Consider the following 16394-nt stretch of genomic DNA (forward strand, 5'->3'; position numbering starts at 1 on the left):
AGGAGCCGCCATGAGTGAGCTGCGCTTTGTCCGGATGGGCTTCGGCGCCGACGCCGTGGAGTACCAGACGGCGTGGCAGGAGCAGCGCCGGGTGCACGCCGCCCGGTTCGCCGACGAGATCCCGGACACCTGCCTGCTGCTGGAGCACCCGCCCGTGTACACGGCGGGCCGGCGTACGGCGGAGAACGAGCGCCCGCTGGACGGCACCCCCGTCGTCGACGTGGACCGCGGCGGGAAGATCACCTGGCACGGCCCGGGCCAGCTGGTCGGTTACCCGATCCAGAAACTGCCGCGCCCGGTGGACGTGGTGGCGCACGTACGCCGCCTCGAAGAGGCACTGATCCTCACGGCGGCGGAGTTCGGCGTGGCGACCACCCGTATCGAGGGCCGCAGCGGCGTGTGGGTGCTGGGCGACCCCGTGGAGCAGCGCGCGGCCCTGGGCGGCCTGAACCTCGACTTCGACCCGCGCGTGAACGACGAGCTGTTCGACCCGCGGCTGAACGGTCCGGAGTACGCCCCGTCCAACGCCGGGCAGCGCCGTGAGGACCGCAAGCTGGCCGCGATCGGGATCCGGGTGGCGAAGGGCGTCACCATGCACGGCTTCGCGCTGAACGTGAACCCGGACAACACCTCGTTCGACAAGATCGTGCCGTGCGGCATCCGGGACGCGGGCGTGACTTCTCTCTCGTACGAACTGGGCCGTGAGGTCACCATCGAAGAAGTACTGCCGGTCGCCGAGAAGCACCTGGCGGACGTGCTGGAGAACGCCGAGCTCCTGCCCCGCGCCGTCTGACCCGGCCCGCCGGCGCCTCCCACGAGCGGGCCCGGCGGAATGCAGCCCGGCGGTAGCGGGTTGCGCAGCACGTAAAGACGTGCGAATCAACGGGCGTACCCTGGGTACGCCGAAGAAACGAAGCTTAGGGAGCCGGAGTGTCCGCTGTCGCACCCGACGGACGCAAGATGCTGCGCCTGGAGGTCCGGAACAGCCAGACCCCCATCGAGCGCAAGCCCGAGTGGATCAAGACCCGGGCGAAAATGGGCCCCGAGTACAACCAGCTGCAGGGCCTGGTGAAGAGCGAGGGCCTGCACACGGTCTGCCAGGAGGCGGGCTGTCCCAACATCTTCGAATGCTGGGAGGACCGCGAAGCGACCTTCCTCATCGGCGGTGACCAGTGCACGCGCCGCTGCGACTTCTGCCAGATCGACACCGGCAAGCCGCAGGAGCTGGACCGCGACGAGCCCCGCCGCGTGGCCGAGAGCGTCCAGACCATGGAGCTGCGCTACGCCACGATCACCGGCGTCGCCCGTGACGACCTGGACGACGGCGGCGCCTGGCTGTACGCCGAGACCGTCCGGCAGATCCACGGCCTGATGCCCGACACGGGCGTGGAGCTGCTGATCCCGGACTTCAACGCGGAGCCCGACCAGCTCGCCGAGGTCTTCTCCTCGCGCCCCGAGGTGCTGGCCCACAACGTGGAGACGGTGCCGCGGATCTTCAAGCGGATCCGTCCGGGCTTCCGTTACGAGCGGTCCCTGAAGGTCATCACCGAGGCCCGCAAGGACGGCCTGGTGACCAAGTCGAACCTGATCCTGGGCATGGGCGAGACCCGTGAGGAGATCAGCGAGGCGCTGCAGGACCTGCACGACGCGGGCTGCGAGCTGATCACGATCACCCAGTACCTGCGCCCGTCGGTGCGGCACCACCCGGTCGACCGCTGGGTGAAGCCGCAGGAGTTCGTCGAGCTGAAGGAGGAGGCGGAGGAGATCGGCTACAAGGGCGTCATGTCCGGGCCGCTGGTCCGCTCCTCGTACCGGGCCGGCCGGCTCTACCAGCAGGCGATGGACAAGCGCGCGGAAGAGGCGCAGCGCCCGGCGGTCTGAGCACGCCCTCGGGGAGGGGCCCGGCGGTGCGAGCACACTGTCGGGCAGCCCGCGGTGTGATCACCATCGGGAAGCGCCCGCATGGTGGACGGGGCGCCGTCGCACCACGTCGATCACCTTCGGGCGCGGCCCATCCGCATGATCATTAGTGAATTCTTTGCATTCGTGAGCGCTCGTTTCGGGCCCCGGGGATGTGAATCCCGGCACACGCCGGACGGTGCGGCCCGCACTTCTCCCAGGCTGGAGGGGTGCGGGCCGTACGGACGTTTCATGGGCGTTTGACCGTGCGGTCATCCGTTGGTAACACCGTTCCGTAAGGCTTTCAGTGACGATGGATGCACGCACCGCTCACACCCCCGTTGTTCCCACCACCCCGAAGGGGACTCACGCCATGCAGGCCGCGCCCGTCCGCGACACCGCTGCTCTGCCGATCCCGGCTGCTCTGCCGATCCCGTCCGTCACCGGCGCCCTGCGCGCCGTGGAGTCGCTGCTGATGCGCAACGGTCAGCGCACCGCCCGCCGAAATGCCTGGACTGCCGTCCTTGAGGACCGGCGCCGGGCGGAGGACCGGCGTGCCGCCCAGTACGTACTGGAGGCCGCGGCGACCCGGAGCACCTCGGCCACGTAAACTTTCGTACATGGCGAGGAAGGAAAACGCAGACACTGCGAACCAGGGGCGACTCAAGCAGATCGCCCTGACCTACAAGATGACCCGTCGGGTCGACTCCAAGGTCGGTCTTGTCGTCGCGGGCGTGGGCATCGTCGTATTCGGCGTTCTCCTTGCCATCGGCTTCCTGATCGGCCACCCCGTGTACGCCGGCATTCTGGGCTTCCTGCTGGCCTTCCTGGCGATGGCGATCATCTTCGGCCGGCGCGCCGAGAAGGCCGCCTTCGGTCAGATGGAGGGCCAGCCGGGTGCCGCGGCGGCGGTACTGGAGAACATCGGCCGCGGCTGGTCGGTGACGCCCGCGGTCGCGATGAACCGCAACCAGGACGTCGTGCACCGTGCGGTCGGCAAGCCCGGCATCGTGCTCGTCGGCGAGGGCAACCCGAACCGGCTCCGTGGCCTGCTGGCCGCGGAGAAGAAGCGGATGGCCCGTACGGTCGCCGACGCGCCGGTCCACGACTTCGTGGTCGGTGACGGCGAGGGCCAGGTCCCGCTGAAGAAGCTGCGCACGACGCTGATGAAGCTGCCGCGCGTACTTCCGGGCGCCCAGGTGACGGCCACCAACGACCGGCTGAAGGCGCTCGGCGACCTGATGAGCAACATGCCGGTACCGAAGGGGCCGATGCCCAAGGGCATGCGGATGCCGAAGGGCGGCCGGATGCGGTGACGCCTCCGGCGTCCCTGTGACGACACGTTCTCGTGACGACACAGCCTTGTGACGACACGGCTGCGGCCCGGGACCTCACGGTCCCGGGCCGTTCTCGTGCGTATGCGTCCGCTCTCGCGCGTATCCGTCCGCGCGCCTCAGATGCCTACTTGTACGGACGCCTCAGATCCGTACCTGTACGGACCGGGCCAGGCGGTCGTGGAGGCCGCGGCCGTCGCGGTCCCAGATCGCGGCCGGGATGACGATCATCAGCGCGATCGTCCGGGCCAGCACCCGCGGCAGCGAGAGCCGGCCGCCGCCCTCGGCGACGACCCGCAGGCCCAGCAGCCGCTTCCCGGGCGTGAAGCCGACCGTGCCGACGGTGAGCAGGCTCAGGACGAGGAAGACCAGCAGCGCCCAGTTGCTCGCCGCGTTCGCCTTGCCGCCGCTGAGGAGCCCGTACGCGATGAGCATGCACAGCGCCCAGTCGACGAGGAGGGCCACGATCCGGCGGCCCGGCCGGGCGATCGAGCCGGGTCCGTGCTCGGGCAGCCCCAGCTGCTGGCCCCGGTAACCGAAGTCGATGCCCATGTCCTCGGCCGCCGCGCGGGGCCCGGAGAGCCACGATCCCATTGCTTGCCTGTTGTCCACCCGTCCACGGTACTGCGACCGCATACATTTCCCGCGGGGCGGGGCGCCCGGAACGGGGTGCGGGGGCCGCCCCGCGGTACGGCGCCGCACTGCTGTACCGGTACGTGGCACGGCCGCCGCGAAGGGCCACGGCCGCCCGATACGGCGGGCCACGGCCACCGCGCGCCGGTTAACCTGAGCGAAACAAATGGGTCATGCTTGGGAAATCCCGCCTACCTAAGGTCGGGCGAGCGCGCCACCGCACATGGTCGCGATCCGAGGAGCAACCCCGAGCCGCCGACCGGTGACCGGGCTAGGAGGAGTTGGATGTTCCAGAACGCCGACGAGGCCAAGAAGTTCATCGCGGATGAGGACGTCAAGTTCGTCGACGTCCGGTTCTGCGACCTGCCCGGTGTGATGCAGCACTTCACGGTGCCCGCGGAGGCGTTCGACCCGACGGAGGAGCTGGCGTTCGACGGCTCCTCGATCCGCGGGTTCCAGGCCATCCACGAGTCCGACATGGCGCTGCGCGCTGACCTGTCCACGGCGCGGGTCGACCCGTTCCGCCGGGACAAGACCCTCAACGTCAACTTCTTCATCCACGACCCGATCACCGGCGAGCAGTACAGCCGTGACCCGCGGAACGTGGCGAAGAAGGCCGAGGCGTACCTCGCCTCCACCGGCATCGCCGACACCGCGTTCTTCGGCCCCGAGGCCGAGTTCTACGTCTTCGACTCGGTCCGCTTCGAGACCTCCGCGAACCGCTCGCTGTACGAGATCGACTCCGAGGCCGGCGCCTGGAACACCGGCGCGGTCGAGAACAACCGCGGTTACAAGGTCCGCTACAAGGGCGGCTACTTCCCCGCCCCGCCGGTCGACCACTTCGCCGACCTGCGCGCGGAGATCTCCCTGGAGCTGGACAAGCAGGGCCTGAAGGTCGAGCGCCAGCACCACGAGGTCGGCACCGCCGGCCAGGCCGAGATCAACTACAAGTTCAACACGCTGCTCGCCGCGGCCGACGACCTGATGCTCTTCAAGTACATCGTGAAGAACGTCGCCTGGCGCAACGGCAAGACCGCGACCTTCATGCCCAAGCCGATCTTCGGTGACAACGGCTCCGGCATGCACGTCCACCAGTCCCTGTGGTCCGGTGGCGAGCCCCTCTTCTACGACGAGCAGGGCTACGCCGGCCTCTCGGACACCGCCCGCTACTACATCGGCGGCATCCTCAAGCACGCCCCGTCGCTGCTGGCCTTCACCAACCCGACGGTGAACTCCTACCACCGCCTGGTCCCCGGCTTCGAGGCCCCGGTCAACATGGTGTACTCGCAGCGCAACCGCTCCGCGGCCATGCGTATCCCGATCACCGGCTCGAACCCGAAGGCCAAGCGCGTCGAGTTCCGCGCGCCGGACCCGTCCTCCAACCCGTACCTGGCCTTCTCGGCCCTCCTCCTCGCGGGCCTGGACGGCGTCAAGAACAAGATCGAGCCGGCCGAGCCGATCGACAAGGACCTGTACGAGCTGGCTCCCGAGGAGCACGCGAACGTCCAGCAGGTCCCGACCTCGCTCCCCGCGGTCCTCGACGCCCTGGAGGCGGACAACGAGTACCTCCAGCAGGGCGGCGTCTTCACCTCGGACCTGATCGAGACCTGGATCGACTACAAGCGCACCAACGAGATCGCCCCGATCCAGCTCCGCCCGCACCCCCACGAGTTCGAGCTGTACTTCGACCTCTAAAGAGCACCGCTGAAGAGCACCGCTCGTACGGCCGAGGGCCGGCACCCCGTGAGGGGTTGCCGGCCCTCGGCCGTTTCCGGTGCTCCCGCTCCGGCTTCAGGCGCTTCCGCTTGCCGCTTGCCGCTTGCCGCTTCAGGCGATCCGTCCCGAGACGCAAGGGTCCTCGTTGCGGTAGCCGAGGCGGTCGTAGAGGCGTTCGGCGGGGGTGTTGTCGGTGAGCTGCCAGAGGGTGCAGAAGCCGTGGCGGCGTACGGCGTAGCGGGTGAGCCAGGAGGTGAGGGCCGCGCCGAGGCCCTGGCCGCGGAGGGCTGCGTCGGTCGCGACGGAGGCCATCAGCGGGGCGCCGCTGTCCCGGAGGCTGCTCAGGGCGCCGCAGGCGACGAGCCGGCCGTCCGTGTCGCGGATGCCGGCCCACAGGCTGACGCCCTCGGCGCCGGGGCCGGTGGAGTGGGCGGGGCTGTGCGCGTTGAGGAAGGCGAGCAGCTCGTCGTGGTGGGACTCGTCGAGGGCGACGACCCGGTCCTCGCCGCGCTGGACGGGCGGCTCGTCCATCGTCCAGCGGAAGATCCACTCGACGATCCCGGTCACCGGGAGGTGGCGGCCGACCAGGGTCTCGGTGCCGCGGGGGCCGGTGAACTCCCGCACCCGGTCGGGCAGGCCCAGGGCCGCGCGCAGGACGAGTCCGGCGGCGGCTTCCGGTTCGCCGACGCTCCACACATGGCCGCGGGCGTCGTCGAGCCAGGCGGCGGCGCCGTCGCCGGTCCAGCCGGGCCGGCCGGCCGGTCGCTGCCGCGCGGCACCGAAGCGCAACAGGGCCGAGCCGGTGCGGCTCTCCAGGCCCTGGTCGAACAGGTCGGCGGTCCGGGGGACAAGAGTCGTTGCCAGCATCGCTCTCTGAGGGGAGGTAGGGACAGGAAGATGCGCAGACTCCGACATTCCGGGCACGTGGCAGGCGCGACCGGAAGGCTCGTCTGAGATAGGGGGTTTCCCGGCAGCGGCAGCGCACGCGCGCGCCCGGCCCACCAGGACGGCCCACTGTGACATACCGCCCCGGGGCCGGGGCAAATCCGGCCCCACCAGCACATTCATGAGTGATACATCCATGAGGGCCGCCACCCCGATCCGGGTGAGTACCGGTTCGGTCGAACCACTGCGCTCCGGCGTGTCGTCGGGGTAAGAACGTGATGCCGACGCACATGCTCCGGGCGGGGCGGTCGAGCAGGCATCGAAGCAGGGGGACGTGAGTGGCGACTTCGCAGCAGCCCCATGACCCGGTCGTCACCGGGCAAGCGGGATCACCAGCGGACGCGGTGGGCGAACCGGACGGGACGTCCACCGCCGAACCGGCGGGCGGGCCCGCGGGGCCTGCCGCCACAGCTCCGTCGCCGTGGGCGGTCGTGGGCCCGAAGATGCTGCACTGGCTGTTCTTCGGTGTCGGCTTCGGCGTCCTGCCGATCGGCCTCGGCTACGTCATGAATTCCTTCACCCACCGCGGGGTCGGTCTGTCGGAAATCCTCAGCCGGGGTGAGCTGTTGATCGTCACCACCGGTCTCGCCGCAGCGGCTGCGGGACAGATCATCACCCGCTCGGGCTCGGGCCTGCGGAACATCGTCGGGTTCCTGGCGTTCTCGAACATCGCCATGGCGTGCGTGACAGCGGGCCTCTTCGCCTTCGTCACCTCGGCCCCGCAGGTCAGCCAGAAGCTGGACCAGGGATCCGTTACCGGGTCGTCGCTGGTCCTCTTCATCGCGACCTTCGTCACCGCCGGCGCGAGCACCTTCATCGCAGAATGGGAGCAGGCCTGATGTGGGCACTCATCCCTGAGATCGCGGCCGGGCTCGGCACGGGCATCAGCGCCGTGGCCGCGTCCATCGCCTTTCGGCTGTGGCGCGGAAAGCGGGACCAGCAGCCCGATGTCGTGGTGACCCGGCAGAGCGGCGACGTACGCATCACGCTCTCCGGAGCGGATGAGGAACAGGTACTCCGGCTACTGGCGAGCCTGGACCGGGAGGCTGGTGAGGGCGCGGACCGCGCGACCGGGGACGACCCGCAGTCCGCAACGCCCCGGGAACAGTGAGGCCCGCAGGCCGGCACGGCCGCCGCTCCGGGTGCGGGGCGGCGGCCGTACGGTGATCGAAAGTGCCCGCTACTCCCCCGCCAGCAGTTCCCTGAGTTCGGTTACCGCTGTGCGGAGATGGGTGGCGAAGGCGTGCATCTGGTCGGCCACCGGGCGGGGGGTGCTCAGGTAGAGGTTGAAGCGGTCGGGGAGGAGGACGTACGCGATGCCGATGCAGCGGCTGCTGGTGGAGCCGAAGCCGAAGAACTGGATGTTCTCGGACGGGGCCGAGCTGGTGCTCAGGTAGTCGTCGCGCATGGTCAGCCAGCCCGGGGAGCGGTAGAGGGCGGGCTGTTCGGTGATGCCCAGCTCGGTGCCGCGGCGGCGCTGGATGAGTTCCAGCTCCCAGAGGTGCTGTTCGGGGGCGTCCCCGGCCTGGCACTCCTTCGCCCGGGTGACGTGCGCGGTGGCGGCCGCGCGGAAGGCCGCCCGGCGGGTCCCGGCGTCGGTTTCCGGGTCCTCCATGGCCGCCACGAACGCCTGGATCTCGGGGGTGACGACGCGCATGGCCTCGGTGCGGCCGCGCCGCCACTGCCGGGTGGCGATCGATTCGTACGTGGCTCCAAGCCTGCCCTTGGCTCGCTGGTGGGCGAGCTGGTACGCGAGCTGCACGAACGCGTCGGGCGAGACCCGCAGCGCCTTGGCCGCCGTGGAACCGAAGTCCTCGAAGGAGACGGTCTGCGTGGCGGTGTCCGCGCCGTACTGGGCGAAGGCCTCGGCGGCGGCGCGGGCGCGCGCCCGGAGGGCGTCGTCCAGGTGCCAGGTGAGCGCGGAGAACTCCGGGCGGCCCTGGGAGCGGGCGCCCGACTCCCGGGACTGCTCCTCGGCCGGCGTGCCGAGGAGGGTGTCGACGAAGCTGAGGATCGTCGTGCCGTCCAGGCCGCAGTGCTCGACGTTGATGCCGGCCCGGCCGTCGGCGAAGACGACGAAGGAGACGGCCTTGTCGAACCAGCGGTTGCCGCGGTCCCCGTAGAGGAGTTCGTCGCAGGTCTCCTGGGTGTCGGCGGGCGCGAAGTCCTCCAGGCAGACGCAGAAGAGGGCGGTCTCGATGTCGTCCAGGGCCGCCGCGTTGCCGGGGTGGTGCGCGCGCAGCGTCTCGCGGGTGGCCGCCCAGTCGGCGCGGGCCATGGTGGTGAGATGGCCGACGGAGGTGTCCCGCTGCGCCGGTTCCGCGCCCGCCTTCATGACGGCGGCCAGTCCCGCCTCCAGGTCGGCGGGGGTGTGCGGGATGCCGTCGGCGCCCAGGACGTCCATCCGGTACATCGCGCCCCGGAAGAACACCACGACGTGGCGCGCGTCGGACGGGCCCGGCCACTCCGCCGAGTACGGGTGGCGGACCGTGTCCTGCTGAGCGCCCGGGATGCGGGTGGTGGAGAAGAGGTACTTGTTCTGCTCCATCGTCTGCGGCGCGCCGCGCAGCAGCACCGGCGGGATCTCCTCCCGGTCCAGCCGCCGCTTGTAGGCGACGGCCGAGGCGATCAGCCCGGCCGCCCGTTCCAGTTGCGGCAGCCCGGTGTCCTGGAAGAGGAAGAAGAAGTTGGCGTTGAGGGCGATGCGGTCCCGGCGGCCGAGGTAGCGGTACGGCCAGAAGGTGTCGAGCCAGCTGTGCACGCCGGGGGTGCGGTCGTACTCCTCCAGCGCCGCCTGGAGTGCCGGGCCGGGTCCGTCCGGACCGCTGAAGGCGGCCACCTCCGCCTCGGTCGCCGCCCGCTCCTCGGGGGTCAGCAGCGGACCGCACCATTCGAGGAACCGCGTACAGCTGTCCGCCAGCGTCGGCAGCGGCACCCGCGGCAGGGTGTCCTCGTGGGCGAAGGTGGACGGGGGTGCGGAGACGGACGGGGCGGCGCTGCCCGAGGGGGCGGTGGCCGTGGACCGACTGGGGTTCAAAGCTGCTCTCGATTCGGGTCGTGACGATCAAGGGACCTGGTGCGTCCGAGGGGCCTGGCGCGTCCTGCCGGGCCGTACGGGCGGGAGACGTAGAGCTGTGCGTAGAGCCAGCCTTCCGCCTCCAGCCCGGTGGGATCCACTCCGGCCTCCGACATGGTGTCCAGGACGAGCGTCTGTTCCTCCGGAGAGGCGAACCGCCGCTGTTTGAACATCCCGTCGACGCGGGTGGTCTCGTAGCCGAGGGCCGCCAGTGCGCGCTCGACCGGGTCGAAGGGGAACATCCGCAGCACGAAGTGGGCCATCCACGGCCGGTGGGCGCCCTGCGCGCGGACGACGCGGGTGAGCGTGCGTTCGGTGACGTAGCCGACGCAGCCGGTGGAGAACACCAGGTCGGCGCCGGCCATCCGGGCGCGCTGGTCCGGCGTGGGGTCGTCGTTCTCCAGGTCGGCGTGGACGGTGTCGTCGAGGAAGCCGGCCTCCCGCGCGTACGACAGCGCGTTCTCGGAGGAGTCCAGGCCGACGACGCGGGTGGGTTGCGCGGGCCGGCGGGCGCGGGACAGCTCGCGGTCGCGGGCCAGCAGTTCCTCGCGCGTGAGACCGGCGGCCGCTTCGTCGCCGTAGCGCGCGTACAGCTCGTCCATGCCCACGTCGTACTTCAGCAGGGCGGCGTTGATGCCGTACGAGCAGCCGATGTCGACGACTTTCGGTGCCGCCACGCCGCGGGCCTCGCGGTACTCCTTGACGAGCTTGGCGAAGTACGGCTTGGCGAGCTGCGGCACGCAGTAGTCCAGCGTGCGCAGCACGGTGAAGTACGCACGCGGGTCGGGCTGCGTGTAGATGTGGTCGAGCGAGACTTTTCCGGTCGTGTCGAAACGCACGGGGTTGCTCCTCCGTGGATCGCGAATGGGAAAACGTCCTGCGGGTCGGTCCTGCGGATCTCCTGCGGTGTGCGGCGGGGCGCTCTGTCGTACGGAGGATGCCCCGTGGCGGGTCAGTCCAGCAGTCGGTCGCCGCGCACGGCGCGCTTCTCTGCCGCGGCGAGGTGTTCGGGGAGCACCCGGCCGAAGAGCTGGCGGGTGCGGGCCACGCTGCCGATGACGCCGGGGCGCTCGCTGTACGCGAAGATCGCCGAGTGCCGCGATGTGCCGCCCGCCACGGGGCTGACGCGGTGCAGGGAGTAGCGGCCCTTGAAGAGCTGGAGGTCGCCGGTGTGCAGCGGGAGGCGGCGGACCAGCCGGTCGCCCCGCCCGGAGAGGACGTCGCGGACGTCGTCGAAGTTCTCGTCGTCGGCGGAGCGGATGCCGGGGCAGTACTCGAAGGCGCCGCCGGTCTCGGCTTCCTGGGTGAGCATGCTGACGGTGAACTCGTTGGTGTCGAAGTGCCAGGGGTGTTCCCGGCCCGGCTCGACGACGTTGAGGACCAGCCCGGCGAGCGGGTCGGCGAGTTCGTGCAGCTCGGCGAGGCCGAAGCAGCGCGCGATGAACGTGCGGAACGCCTCGTGGGTGTAGAGCTGGCTGATCAGCGCTGCTTGCGGGATGCGGTCCCGGGCGACGAAGGCGTTCCCCCGCTCGAAGGGGATGCGGCCGGGATGGTCGGCGGGCAGCGAGTCGTCGACCGCGATGTTGTAGACGTTGACCGTCTCGACGTCGTAGTGCGCCCGGGGCGCCAGTGCGGAGCATTCCTGCCGCAGCAGGTCGCGCAGGGCCGGCTGGACGAAGTCCGGCAGTACGGTGCAGCCGACCTCGGCCAGGTCCCGGCGGGCCCGGTCGATCACGGCCCGGCCCTCGGCTCCGTCCAGTGCCGTCAGGGGATAGCGGGTCGTGTCGACCACCTGGTCGAGCGTCAGGGCTTCCAGAGTGCTCATGCGATCCTCTCCACGCGGGGCGGACGCCCCAACTCTACGGATGAGTAACGCAGTTGAGGTATCACAGTCGCAAAGTGCGACTGTGACACGGCACACGGCCCCGGCAGGCATGTCCGGGGGCGCGGAGGGGGAGCATCCGGCGGCCGGCCGGCGCGGTCGGGTCGACCGAAACCGGAGTCGGCCGCAGCCGGGTCAGTCGCAGCCGGGGCCGTCGAGGGCGGCGGCGTCGAGGGTCTCCGTCAGGGCGTTCAGCCGGCCGCGGAGATCGGCCAGTTCGGCGAGGGGGAGGCCGGTGGCGCCGGCGATCCGGCGGGGCACCTCCTCGGCCCGGGTACGCAGGGCCGCGCCGTCGGCGGTGAGCCGGACGGTGACGGAGCGCTCGTCGGCCGCGCTGCGCTCCCGGCGCACCAGGCCGGCCGCCTCCAGCCGCTTGAGCAGCGGGGAGAGGGTGCCGGAGTCGAGCCGCACATGGGCACCGATCTGCTTCACGGGCATCTCGCCGTGCTCCCAGAGGACCAGCATGACCAGGTACTGGGGGTAGGTGAGGCCGAGGTCGCGCAGGGCGGTGCGGTAGAGGCCGCCGAAGGCGCGGGTCGCCGCGTGCAGCGCGAAGCAGATCTGCTGGTCGAGTCGGAGATAGTCCTGCGGCGCGGTCTCCGCCGCCGCTCCCGCGTCCGCCTGCCCGGCCTTCTTCTCCTCCATACGCCCAGCCTACCTGCCGCTTTGCGCACACTCTTATCGCACACGGCCTGACCGTGCACAGCTTTATATCGTACGTCACAGTGGCGCGCATTTAAGTTGTGCGTAATTTAATTGTGTGCTGTAGTGGCAGCACGATCAGGGAGACCGGGGCCGGACGGACGGCCGACCGGCCCCGTATCTCGGAGAGGGATGGTTCTGATGAGTGCTCTGTACACCGCCGCGGCCACCGCCAACGGACGCGACGGCCGGGCCGTGAGCTCCGACGGGCAGCTGGACCTGGCGCTGGCCATGCCGCCCGCGCTCGGCGGCGACGGCGCGGGCACCAACCCGGAGCAGCTGTTCGCGGCCGGGTACGCCGCCTGCTTCGCCAGCGCGCTGGGGCTGGTCGGCCGGCAGGCGAAGGTGGACACCAAGGACGTGTCGGTGACCGCGGAGGTCGGCATCAGCTCCGACCCGGCCGGCGGCTTCGGCCTCTCCGTCACACTGCGCGTGGAGCTCCCGGACACGCTGGCCGACGGGACCGGCGCCCGCCTGATCGAGCAGGCGCACGAGGTCTGCCCGTACTCGAAGGCGACCCGCGGCAACATTCCCGTGGAGATCGTCGTCGAGTGACCGGGGCACTATGCCCCTTTATCACCGCGAACGCCCTGCCCCCTCCGGGGTGGGGTGCGTCACGGTAGGGCCCGGGTAACACGGGGTTCACATTCGAGCAATGGCCGGGAAACGGCTCATTGCCAGGGTGCATGAGTACGCCCGCACGCGTATTCGTACTGCCCCGCAGGAAGGCAAGCCCCCGTGACCATCAAGGCCGAGTACATCTGGATCGACGGCACGAAGCCGACGGCCAAGCTCCGCTCGAAGACCAAGATCCTCGCTGAGCGCACCGAGCTCGCCGACCTGCCGCTGTGGGGCTTCGACGGTTCCAGCACCAACCAGGCCGAGGGCCACGCCTCCGACCTCGTACTGAAGCCGGTCTTCTCCTGCCCGGACCCGATCCGCGGCGGCGAGCACATCCTCGTGCTGTGCGAGGTGTTCAACACCGACATGACGCCGCACTCCTCCAACACCCGTGCGCTGCTGCGCCCGCTCGCGGAGAAGTTCGCGGACCAGGAGCCGATCTTCGGCATCGAGCAGGAGTACACCTTCTTCGAGGGCACCCGCCCGCTCGGCTTCCCCGAGGGCGGCTTCCCCGCCCCGCAGGGCGGCTACTACTGCGGCGTCGGCGCCGACGAGATCTTCGGCCGCGACGTCGTCGAGAAGCACCTGGACAACTGCCTCGCCGCGGGCCTGGGCATCTCCGGCATCAACGCCGAGGTCATGCCGGGCCAGTGGGAGTTCCAGGTCGGCGCGCTGCCGCCGCTGGAGGTCTCCGACCACATGTGGGTCGCCCGCTGGCTGCTGTACCGCACCGCCGAGGACTACGGCATCTCCGCCACCCTGGACGCCAAGCCGGCCAAGGGTGACTGGAACGGCGCGGGCGCGCACACCAACTTCTCCACCCGGGCGATGCGCGAGGGCTACGACGCGATCATCACCGCGTGCGAGTCGCTCGGCGAGGGCGACAAGCCGCTGGAGCACGTGAAGCAGTACGGCACCGGCATCGAGGACCGCCTGACCGGCGCCCACGAGACCGCCCCGTGGGACGAGTACAGCTACGGCGCGTCCGACCGCGGCGCCTCGGTCCGCATCCCGTGGCAGGTCGAGCGGGACAAGAAGGGCTACATCGAGGACCGCCGCCCGAACGCGAACGTCGACCCGTACGTGGTCACCCGCCTGATGGTGGACACCTGCTGCACCGCGCTGGAGAAGGCCCTCCAGGTCTGATCCGGGCCCGGCCGGGCGACGGGCCAGGCCGCGCAATTCCCTTGAGGGGCGCCCCGCTTGATGCGGGGCGCCCCTTGCGCATGCCGGTCCGTATGACGGGCGGACGAAGGACAGATCACGTCCGGTCTGGTTCAATGGGGGGCATGGCCAGCTTCCACGACAACGCGACAGGTCGCACCGACCTGGAGCCGTTCTGGCCGTCCCGGCAGGATCACCTCTTCGACCGTCTGTGTTGCCGCGCGCATTGAGCGCGGGCCCGCAACGCACCTGAAGCGGCAGCCCCGCGCACGACGACGTCCCCGACGCCCCTCTGCGCGAAAGAGCTGACCCTCATGACGAACGTCCGAACCCTTCCTGCCACTCCTCCGACGGCCACCGTTCCCGCCCCGCCCCGATTGCGTGCCGTGACACCCGGCGAGGTACCGCCGGTCGCCGACCTGCTCGGTGCCGACGCCACCTGGCTGCCGGCTCCCCCGCACACCCTGCCCGAGCTGCCGGGCCGGCCCCCGATGGTCGGCTACCTCGTGCTCGTACCGGCCGCCGAGAAGAAGCGGCCCGAGCCCGAGGCCCCGGCCGTCCCCGCCACCCCGGCGGCCATCTACGGCGAAGGGGGCGTCCAGGTCGACCCCGAGCGCCGCACCGTCCACGTCGAGGGCCGTCAACTGGAGCTCACCTTCCTGGAGTTCGAGCTGCTGGCCCACCTGGTGGCGCACCCCCAGCGGGTGCACACCCGCGACCAGCTGGTGACGACGGTGTGGGGCTACGGCCATGTCGGCGACGGCCGCACGGTCGACGTCCACATCGCCCGGCTGCGCCGCAAGCTGGGCGCGGCGCACCGCTCGTCGATCGTCACGGTGCGACGGGTCGGCTACAAGTACGTGCCGGTCTCCTGACCGCGGGCCGTGGGGCCCGGCCGCACCGGCCGGGCCCCACGGGTCTCCTTACGTAACGCCGGGTTCAGGCGGCCCGTGCGCGCCGCCGGGCCAGTGCCCCGGCACACACGTCGAGCAGCAGGAAGCCGGCCAGCGGAATGCCGAACAGCGGCATGAACCAGCCCAGTACGGCCGTCGCCGCGGCCAGCGGCAGCAGTACCGTCACCGGCACCCGCCGCCAGGCCCCGCGCGGGTGGGCGCGGCCGCCCCGGAGTCCGGCGTCCCGGCGCGGACGGCGCTGCCACCACATCCGGTAACCCCAGACGATCAGCAGGATCAGCGCGATCATCAGGGCGGCCAGCGCCACCTGGTTGGCGAGGCCGAACAGCAGGCCCATGTGGAGGTCGATGCCCCACCGGGTGGCCTTGGCGAGCAGCGGGTAGTCGGCGAAGTCGAGCCGGTCGGTGACCCGGCCGCTCGCCGGGTCGACCGCGATCGAGTCCAGGTGCGCGGGCCACTCCTTGTCGGTCTGCTGGACGACGAAGGCGGGTGCCGAGGCGGTCGGTACGCGTATCTCGACGGGCCCGGACAGGCCCTCCTGCCGCGCCGTGCGCAGGGTGGCGTCGAGGCCGGCGAGCGGCCGGTCCGCGGCGCCGCCGTGGCCCTCATGACCGGCATGCCCCTCGTGTCCGGCGTGGCCTTCGTGTCCGGCGTGCGCGCCGTCGTCCATGCCCGGCATCTCCGTGGCGGCGCCGGGGACCCGCGTCGACACGGCGGGGGTGGCGCCGCCGAGCGCGTCCTGCAGCCGGCCGATGTGCTCGCCCGCGTACGCCGACCAGGTCAGGCCCGTGGCCGACAGCGCGACCAGGCCCACGGCCGACCACAGGCCGACCGTGCCGTGCCAGGACAGCGTGCGCCGCCGCCCCGTCGTGCCGCGCAGCCGGCGTGCGGAGCGCCGCCGCCCGAGCCACAGCAGGACCCCGCCGAGCGCGACCACCCACAGCCAGCTGGCGGCCAGTTCGCTGTAGAGCCGGCCGGGCTCGCCGAGCAGCAGGTCGCGGTGGAGGTGGTCGATGGTGGCACGCAGCGGCAGCGCGCCGGAGCTGCCGTAGCTCTCCAGCGCGCCGCGCACCTCGCCGGTGTACGGGTCGACGAAGACGGCCAGGGAGTTGTCGTCCTTGAGGCCCGGCGCGTCGAGGATCACCCGGGTCGTGGCGTCCGGGCCGTCGGGCGGCCGGACCGCCGTCACCGTGCCCTCGGGGTGCGCGCGCAGCGCGGCGTCGACCTGGCGGGAGAGCGGGAGGGCGGTACCGCCGGGCTCGGTGCGGAGTTCGTGCGCGTACACGAACTTCTCCGCCTGGAGGGAGCCGGCGTAGAGCAGGCCCGTCGCGGCGGCGACGAGCAGGAACGGGGCGATGAGCAGCCCCGCGTAGAAGTGCAGCCGCAGCACGAGCGGGCGCAGCGCGGGCCATCCGGTGGCCCGGGGTGGTGACTCGGCGACCGCGGGTGTGCGGACAGGGGTGGGTAGGGACATGGTGATGCCTTCACCTTTCAGCGGCGGACATGCG

At 71.1% G+C, this 16394-nt stretch carries 17 protein-coding genes; 10 read left to right on the plus strand and 7 right to left on the minus strand.

Annotated features, from left to right (window positions below):
* The first annotated feature begins 10 nt into the window (after nt 1-10).
* The 4 genes from lipB to ACIGQF_RS11725 all read left to right on the plus strand — a co-directional run bounded on the left by lipB (nt 11) and on the right by ACIGQF_RS11725 (nt 3215).
* Nucleotides 11-793, plus strand: a complete 783-nt coding sequence (lipB, locus tag ACIGQF_RS11710; protein WP_399708255.1) for a lipoyl(octanoyl) transferase LipB — start codon at nt 11-13, stop codon at nt 791-793.
* Nucleotides 794-930: 137 nt separating this feature from the next.
* Nucleotides 931-1881, plus strand: a complete 951-nt coding sequence (lipA, locus tag ACIGQF_RS11715) for a lipoyl synthase (protein WP_399708257.1) — start codon at nt 931-933, stop codon at nt 1879-1881.
* Between the two features lie 391 nt (nt 1882-2272).
* The gene (locus ACIGQF_RS11720; protein WP_361565594.1) at nt 2273-2509 is read left to right on the plus strand and encodes a hypothetical protein; all 237 of its coding nucleotides are present in this window, start codon (nt 2273-2275) and stop codon (nt 2507-2509) included.
* A gap of 10 nt (nt 2510-2519) precedes the next feature.
* Nucleotides 2520-3215 (plus strand): DUF4191 domain-containing protein, encoded by a 696-nt coding sequence (locus tag ACIGQF_RS11725; RefSeq protein WP_361565597.1) that lies wholly within the window; start codon nt 2520-2522, stop codon nt 3213-3215.
* Nucleotides 3216-3377: 162 nt separating this feature from the next.
* Here the strand turns inward: ACIGQF_RS11725 and ACIGQF_RS11730 are convergent, their stop codons facing one another.
* Nucleotides 3378-3845 carry an RDD family protein gene (locus tag ACIGQF_RS11730; RefSeq protein ID WP_399708260.1) on the minus strand — a complete coding sequence of 156 codons (468 nt, stop codon included), beginning with the start codon at nt 3843-3845 and terminating at the stop codon, nt 3378-3380.
* A gap of 306 nt (nt 3846-4151) precedes the next feature.
* Between ACIGQF_RS11730 and glnA the strand changes: the two genes are divergently transcribed.
* Nucleotides 4152-5561: a type I glutamate--ammonia ligase gene (gene glnA, locus ACIGQF_RS11735; RefSeq protein ID WP_361565602.1), complete on the plus strand. Its 1410-nt coding sequence runs from the start codon at nt 4152-4154 to the stop codon at nt 5559-5561.
* A 132-nt stretch (nt 5562-5693) separates the two neighbouring features.
* Here glnA and ACIGQF_RS11740 read toward each other — a convergent pair whose 3' ends face one another.
* Complete coding sequence (locus ACIGQF_RS11740; RefSeq protein ID WP_399708263.1) at nt 5694-6449, minus strand: GNAT family N-acetyltransferase; 756 nt, start codon at nt 6447-6449, stop codon at nt 5694-5696.
* Nucleotides 6450-6805: 356 nt separating this feature from the next.
* Here ACIGQF_RS11740 and ACIGQF_RS11745 point away from each other — a divergent pair, with 356 nt between their 5' ends.
* Nucleotides 6806-7366: a hypothetical protein gene (locus tag ACIGQF_RS11745; protein ID WP_399708265.1), complete on the plus strand. Its 561-nt coding sequence runs from the start codon at nt 6806-6808 to the stop codon at nt 7364-7366.
* Nucleotides 7366-7638 carry a hypothetical protein gene (locus tag ACIGQF_RS11750; protein WP_399708267.1) on the plus strand — a complete coding sequence of 91 codons (273 nt, stop codon included), beginning with the start codon at nt 7366-7368 and terminating at the stop codon, nt 7636-7638. Before ACIGQF_RS11745 ends, ACIGQF_RS11750 begins: the two co-directional genes overlap by 1 nt.
* A 69-nt stretch (nt 7639-7707) precedes the next feature.
* On the opposite strand, the gene ACIGQF_RS11755 is transcribed toward ACIGQF_RS11750, so the two are convergent.
* The 4 genes from ACIGQF_RS11755 to ACIGQF_RS11770 form a co-directional block, all read right to left on the minus strand.
* Nucleotides 7708-9471 (minus strand): choline/carnitine O-acyltransferase, encoded by a 1764-nt coding sequence (locus tag ACIGQF_RS11755; RefSeq protein ID WP_399708646.1) that lies wholly within the window; start codon nt 9469-9471, stop codon nt 7708-7710.
* An 89-nt stretch (nt 9472-9560) separates the two neighbouring features.
* Entirely contained in the window at nt 9561-10442 is an 882-nt protein-coding gene (locus ACIGQF_RS11760; RefSeq protein WP_399708269.1) for a class I SAM-dependent methyltransferase, read from the minus strand.
* A 113-nt stretch (nt 10443-10555) separates the two neighbouring features.
* Nucleotides 10556-11428, minus strand: coding sequence for an arpA protein (locus ACIGQF_RS11765; protein WP_399708271.1), 873 nt, complete (start codon nt 11426-11428; stop codon nt 10556-10558).
* Nucleotides 11429-11620: 192 nt separating this feature from the next.
* Nucleotides 11621-12130, minus strand: a complete 510-nt coding sequence (locus ACIGQF_RS11770) for a MarR family winged helix-turn-helix transcriptional regulator (RefSeq protein ID WP_399708273.1) — start codon at nt 12128-12130, stop codon at nt 11621-11623.
* A 198-nt stretch (nt 12131-12328) separates the two neighbouring features.
* On the opposite strand from ACIGQF_RS11770, the gene ACIGQF_RS11775 reads away from it, so the two are divergent.
* The 3 genes from ACIGQF_RS11775 (at nt 12329) to ACIGQF_RS11785 (ending at nt 14847) form a co-directional block, all read left to right on the plus strand.
* The gene (locus ACIGQF_RS11775) at nt 12329-12742 is read left to right on the plus strand and encodes an organic hydroperoxide resistance protein (protein ID WP_399708275.1); all 414 of its coding nucleotides are present in this window, start codon (nt 12329-12331) and stop codon (nt 12740-12742) included.
* A gap of 183 nt (nt 12743-12925) precedes the next feature.
* Entirely contained in the window at nt 12926-13954 is a 1029-nt protein-coding gene (gene glnII / locus ACIGQF_RS11780; protein WP_399708277.1) for a glutamine synthetase, read from the plus strand.
* Between the two features lie 332 nt (nt 13955-14286).
* Nucleotides 14287-14847 carry a winged helix-turn-helix domain-containing protein gene (locus tag ACIGQF_RS11785; protein WP_399708278.1) on the plus strand — a complete coding sequence of 187 codons (561 nt, stop codon included), beginning with the start codon at nt 14287-14289 and terminating at the stop codon, nt 14845-14847.
* Nucleotides 14848-14911: 64 nt separating this feature from the next.
* On the opposite strand, the gene ACIGQF_RS11790 is transcribed toward ACIGQF_RS11785, so the two are convergent.
* Nucleotides 14912-16360: a PepSY-associated TM helix domain-containing protein gene (locus tag ACIGQF_RS11790; protein WP_399708280.1), complete on the minus strand. Its 1449-nt coding sequence runs from the start codon at nt 16358-16360 to the stop codon at nt 14912-14914.
* Nucleotides 16361-16394 lie beyond the last annotated feature (34 nt).

The sequence above is a fragment of the Streptomyces sp. NPDC053560 genome, from assembly GCF_044544605.1.
In the GTDB taxonomy this organism is placed as follows: domain Bacteria; phylum Actinomycetota; class Actinomycetes; order Streptomycetales; family Streptomycetaceae; genus Streptomyces.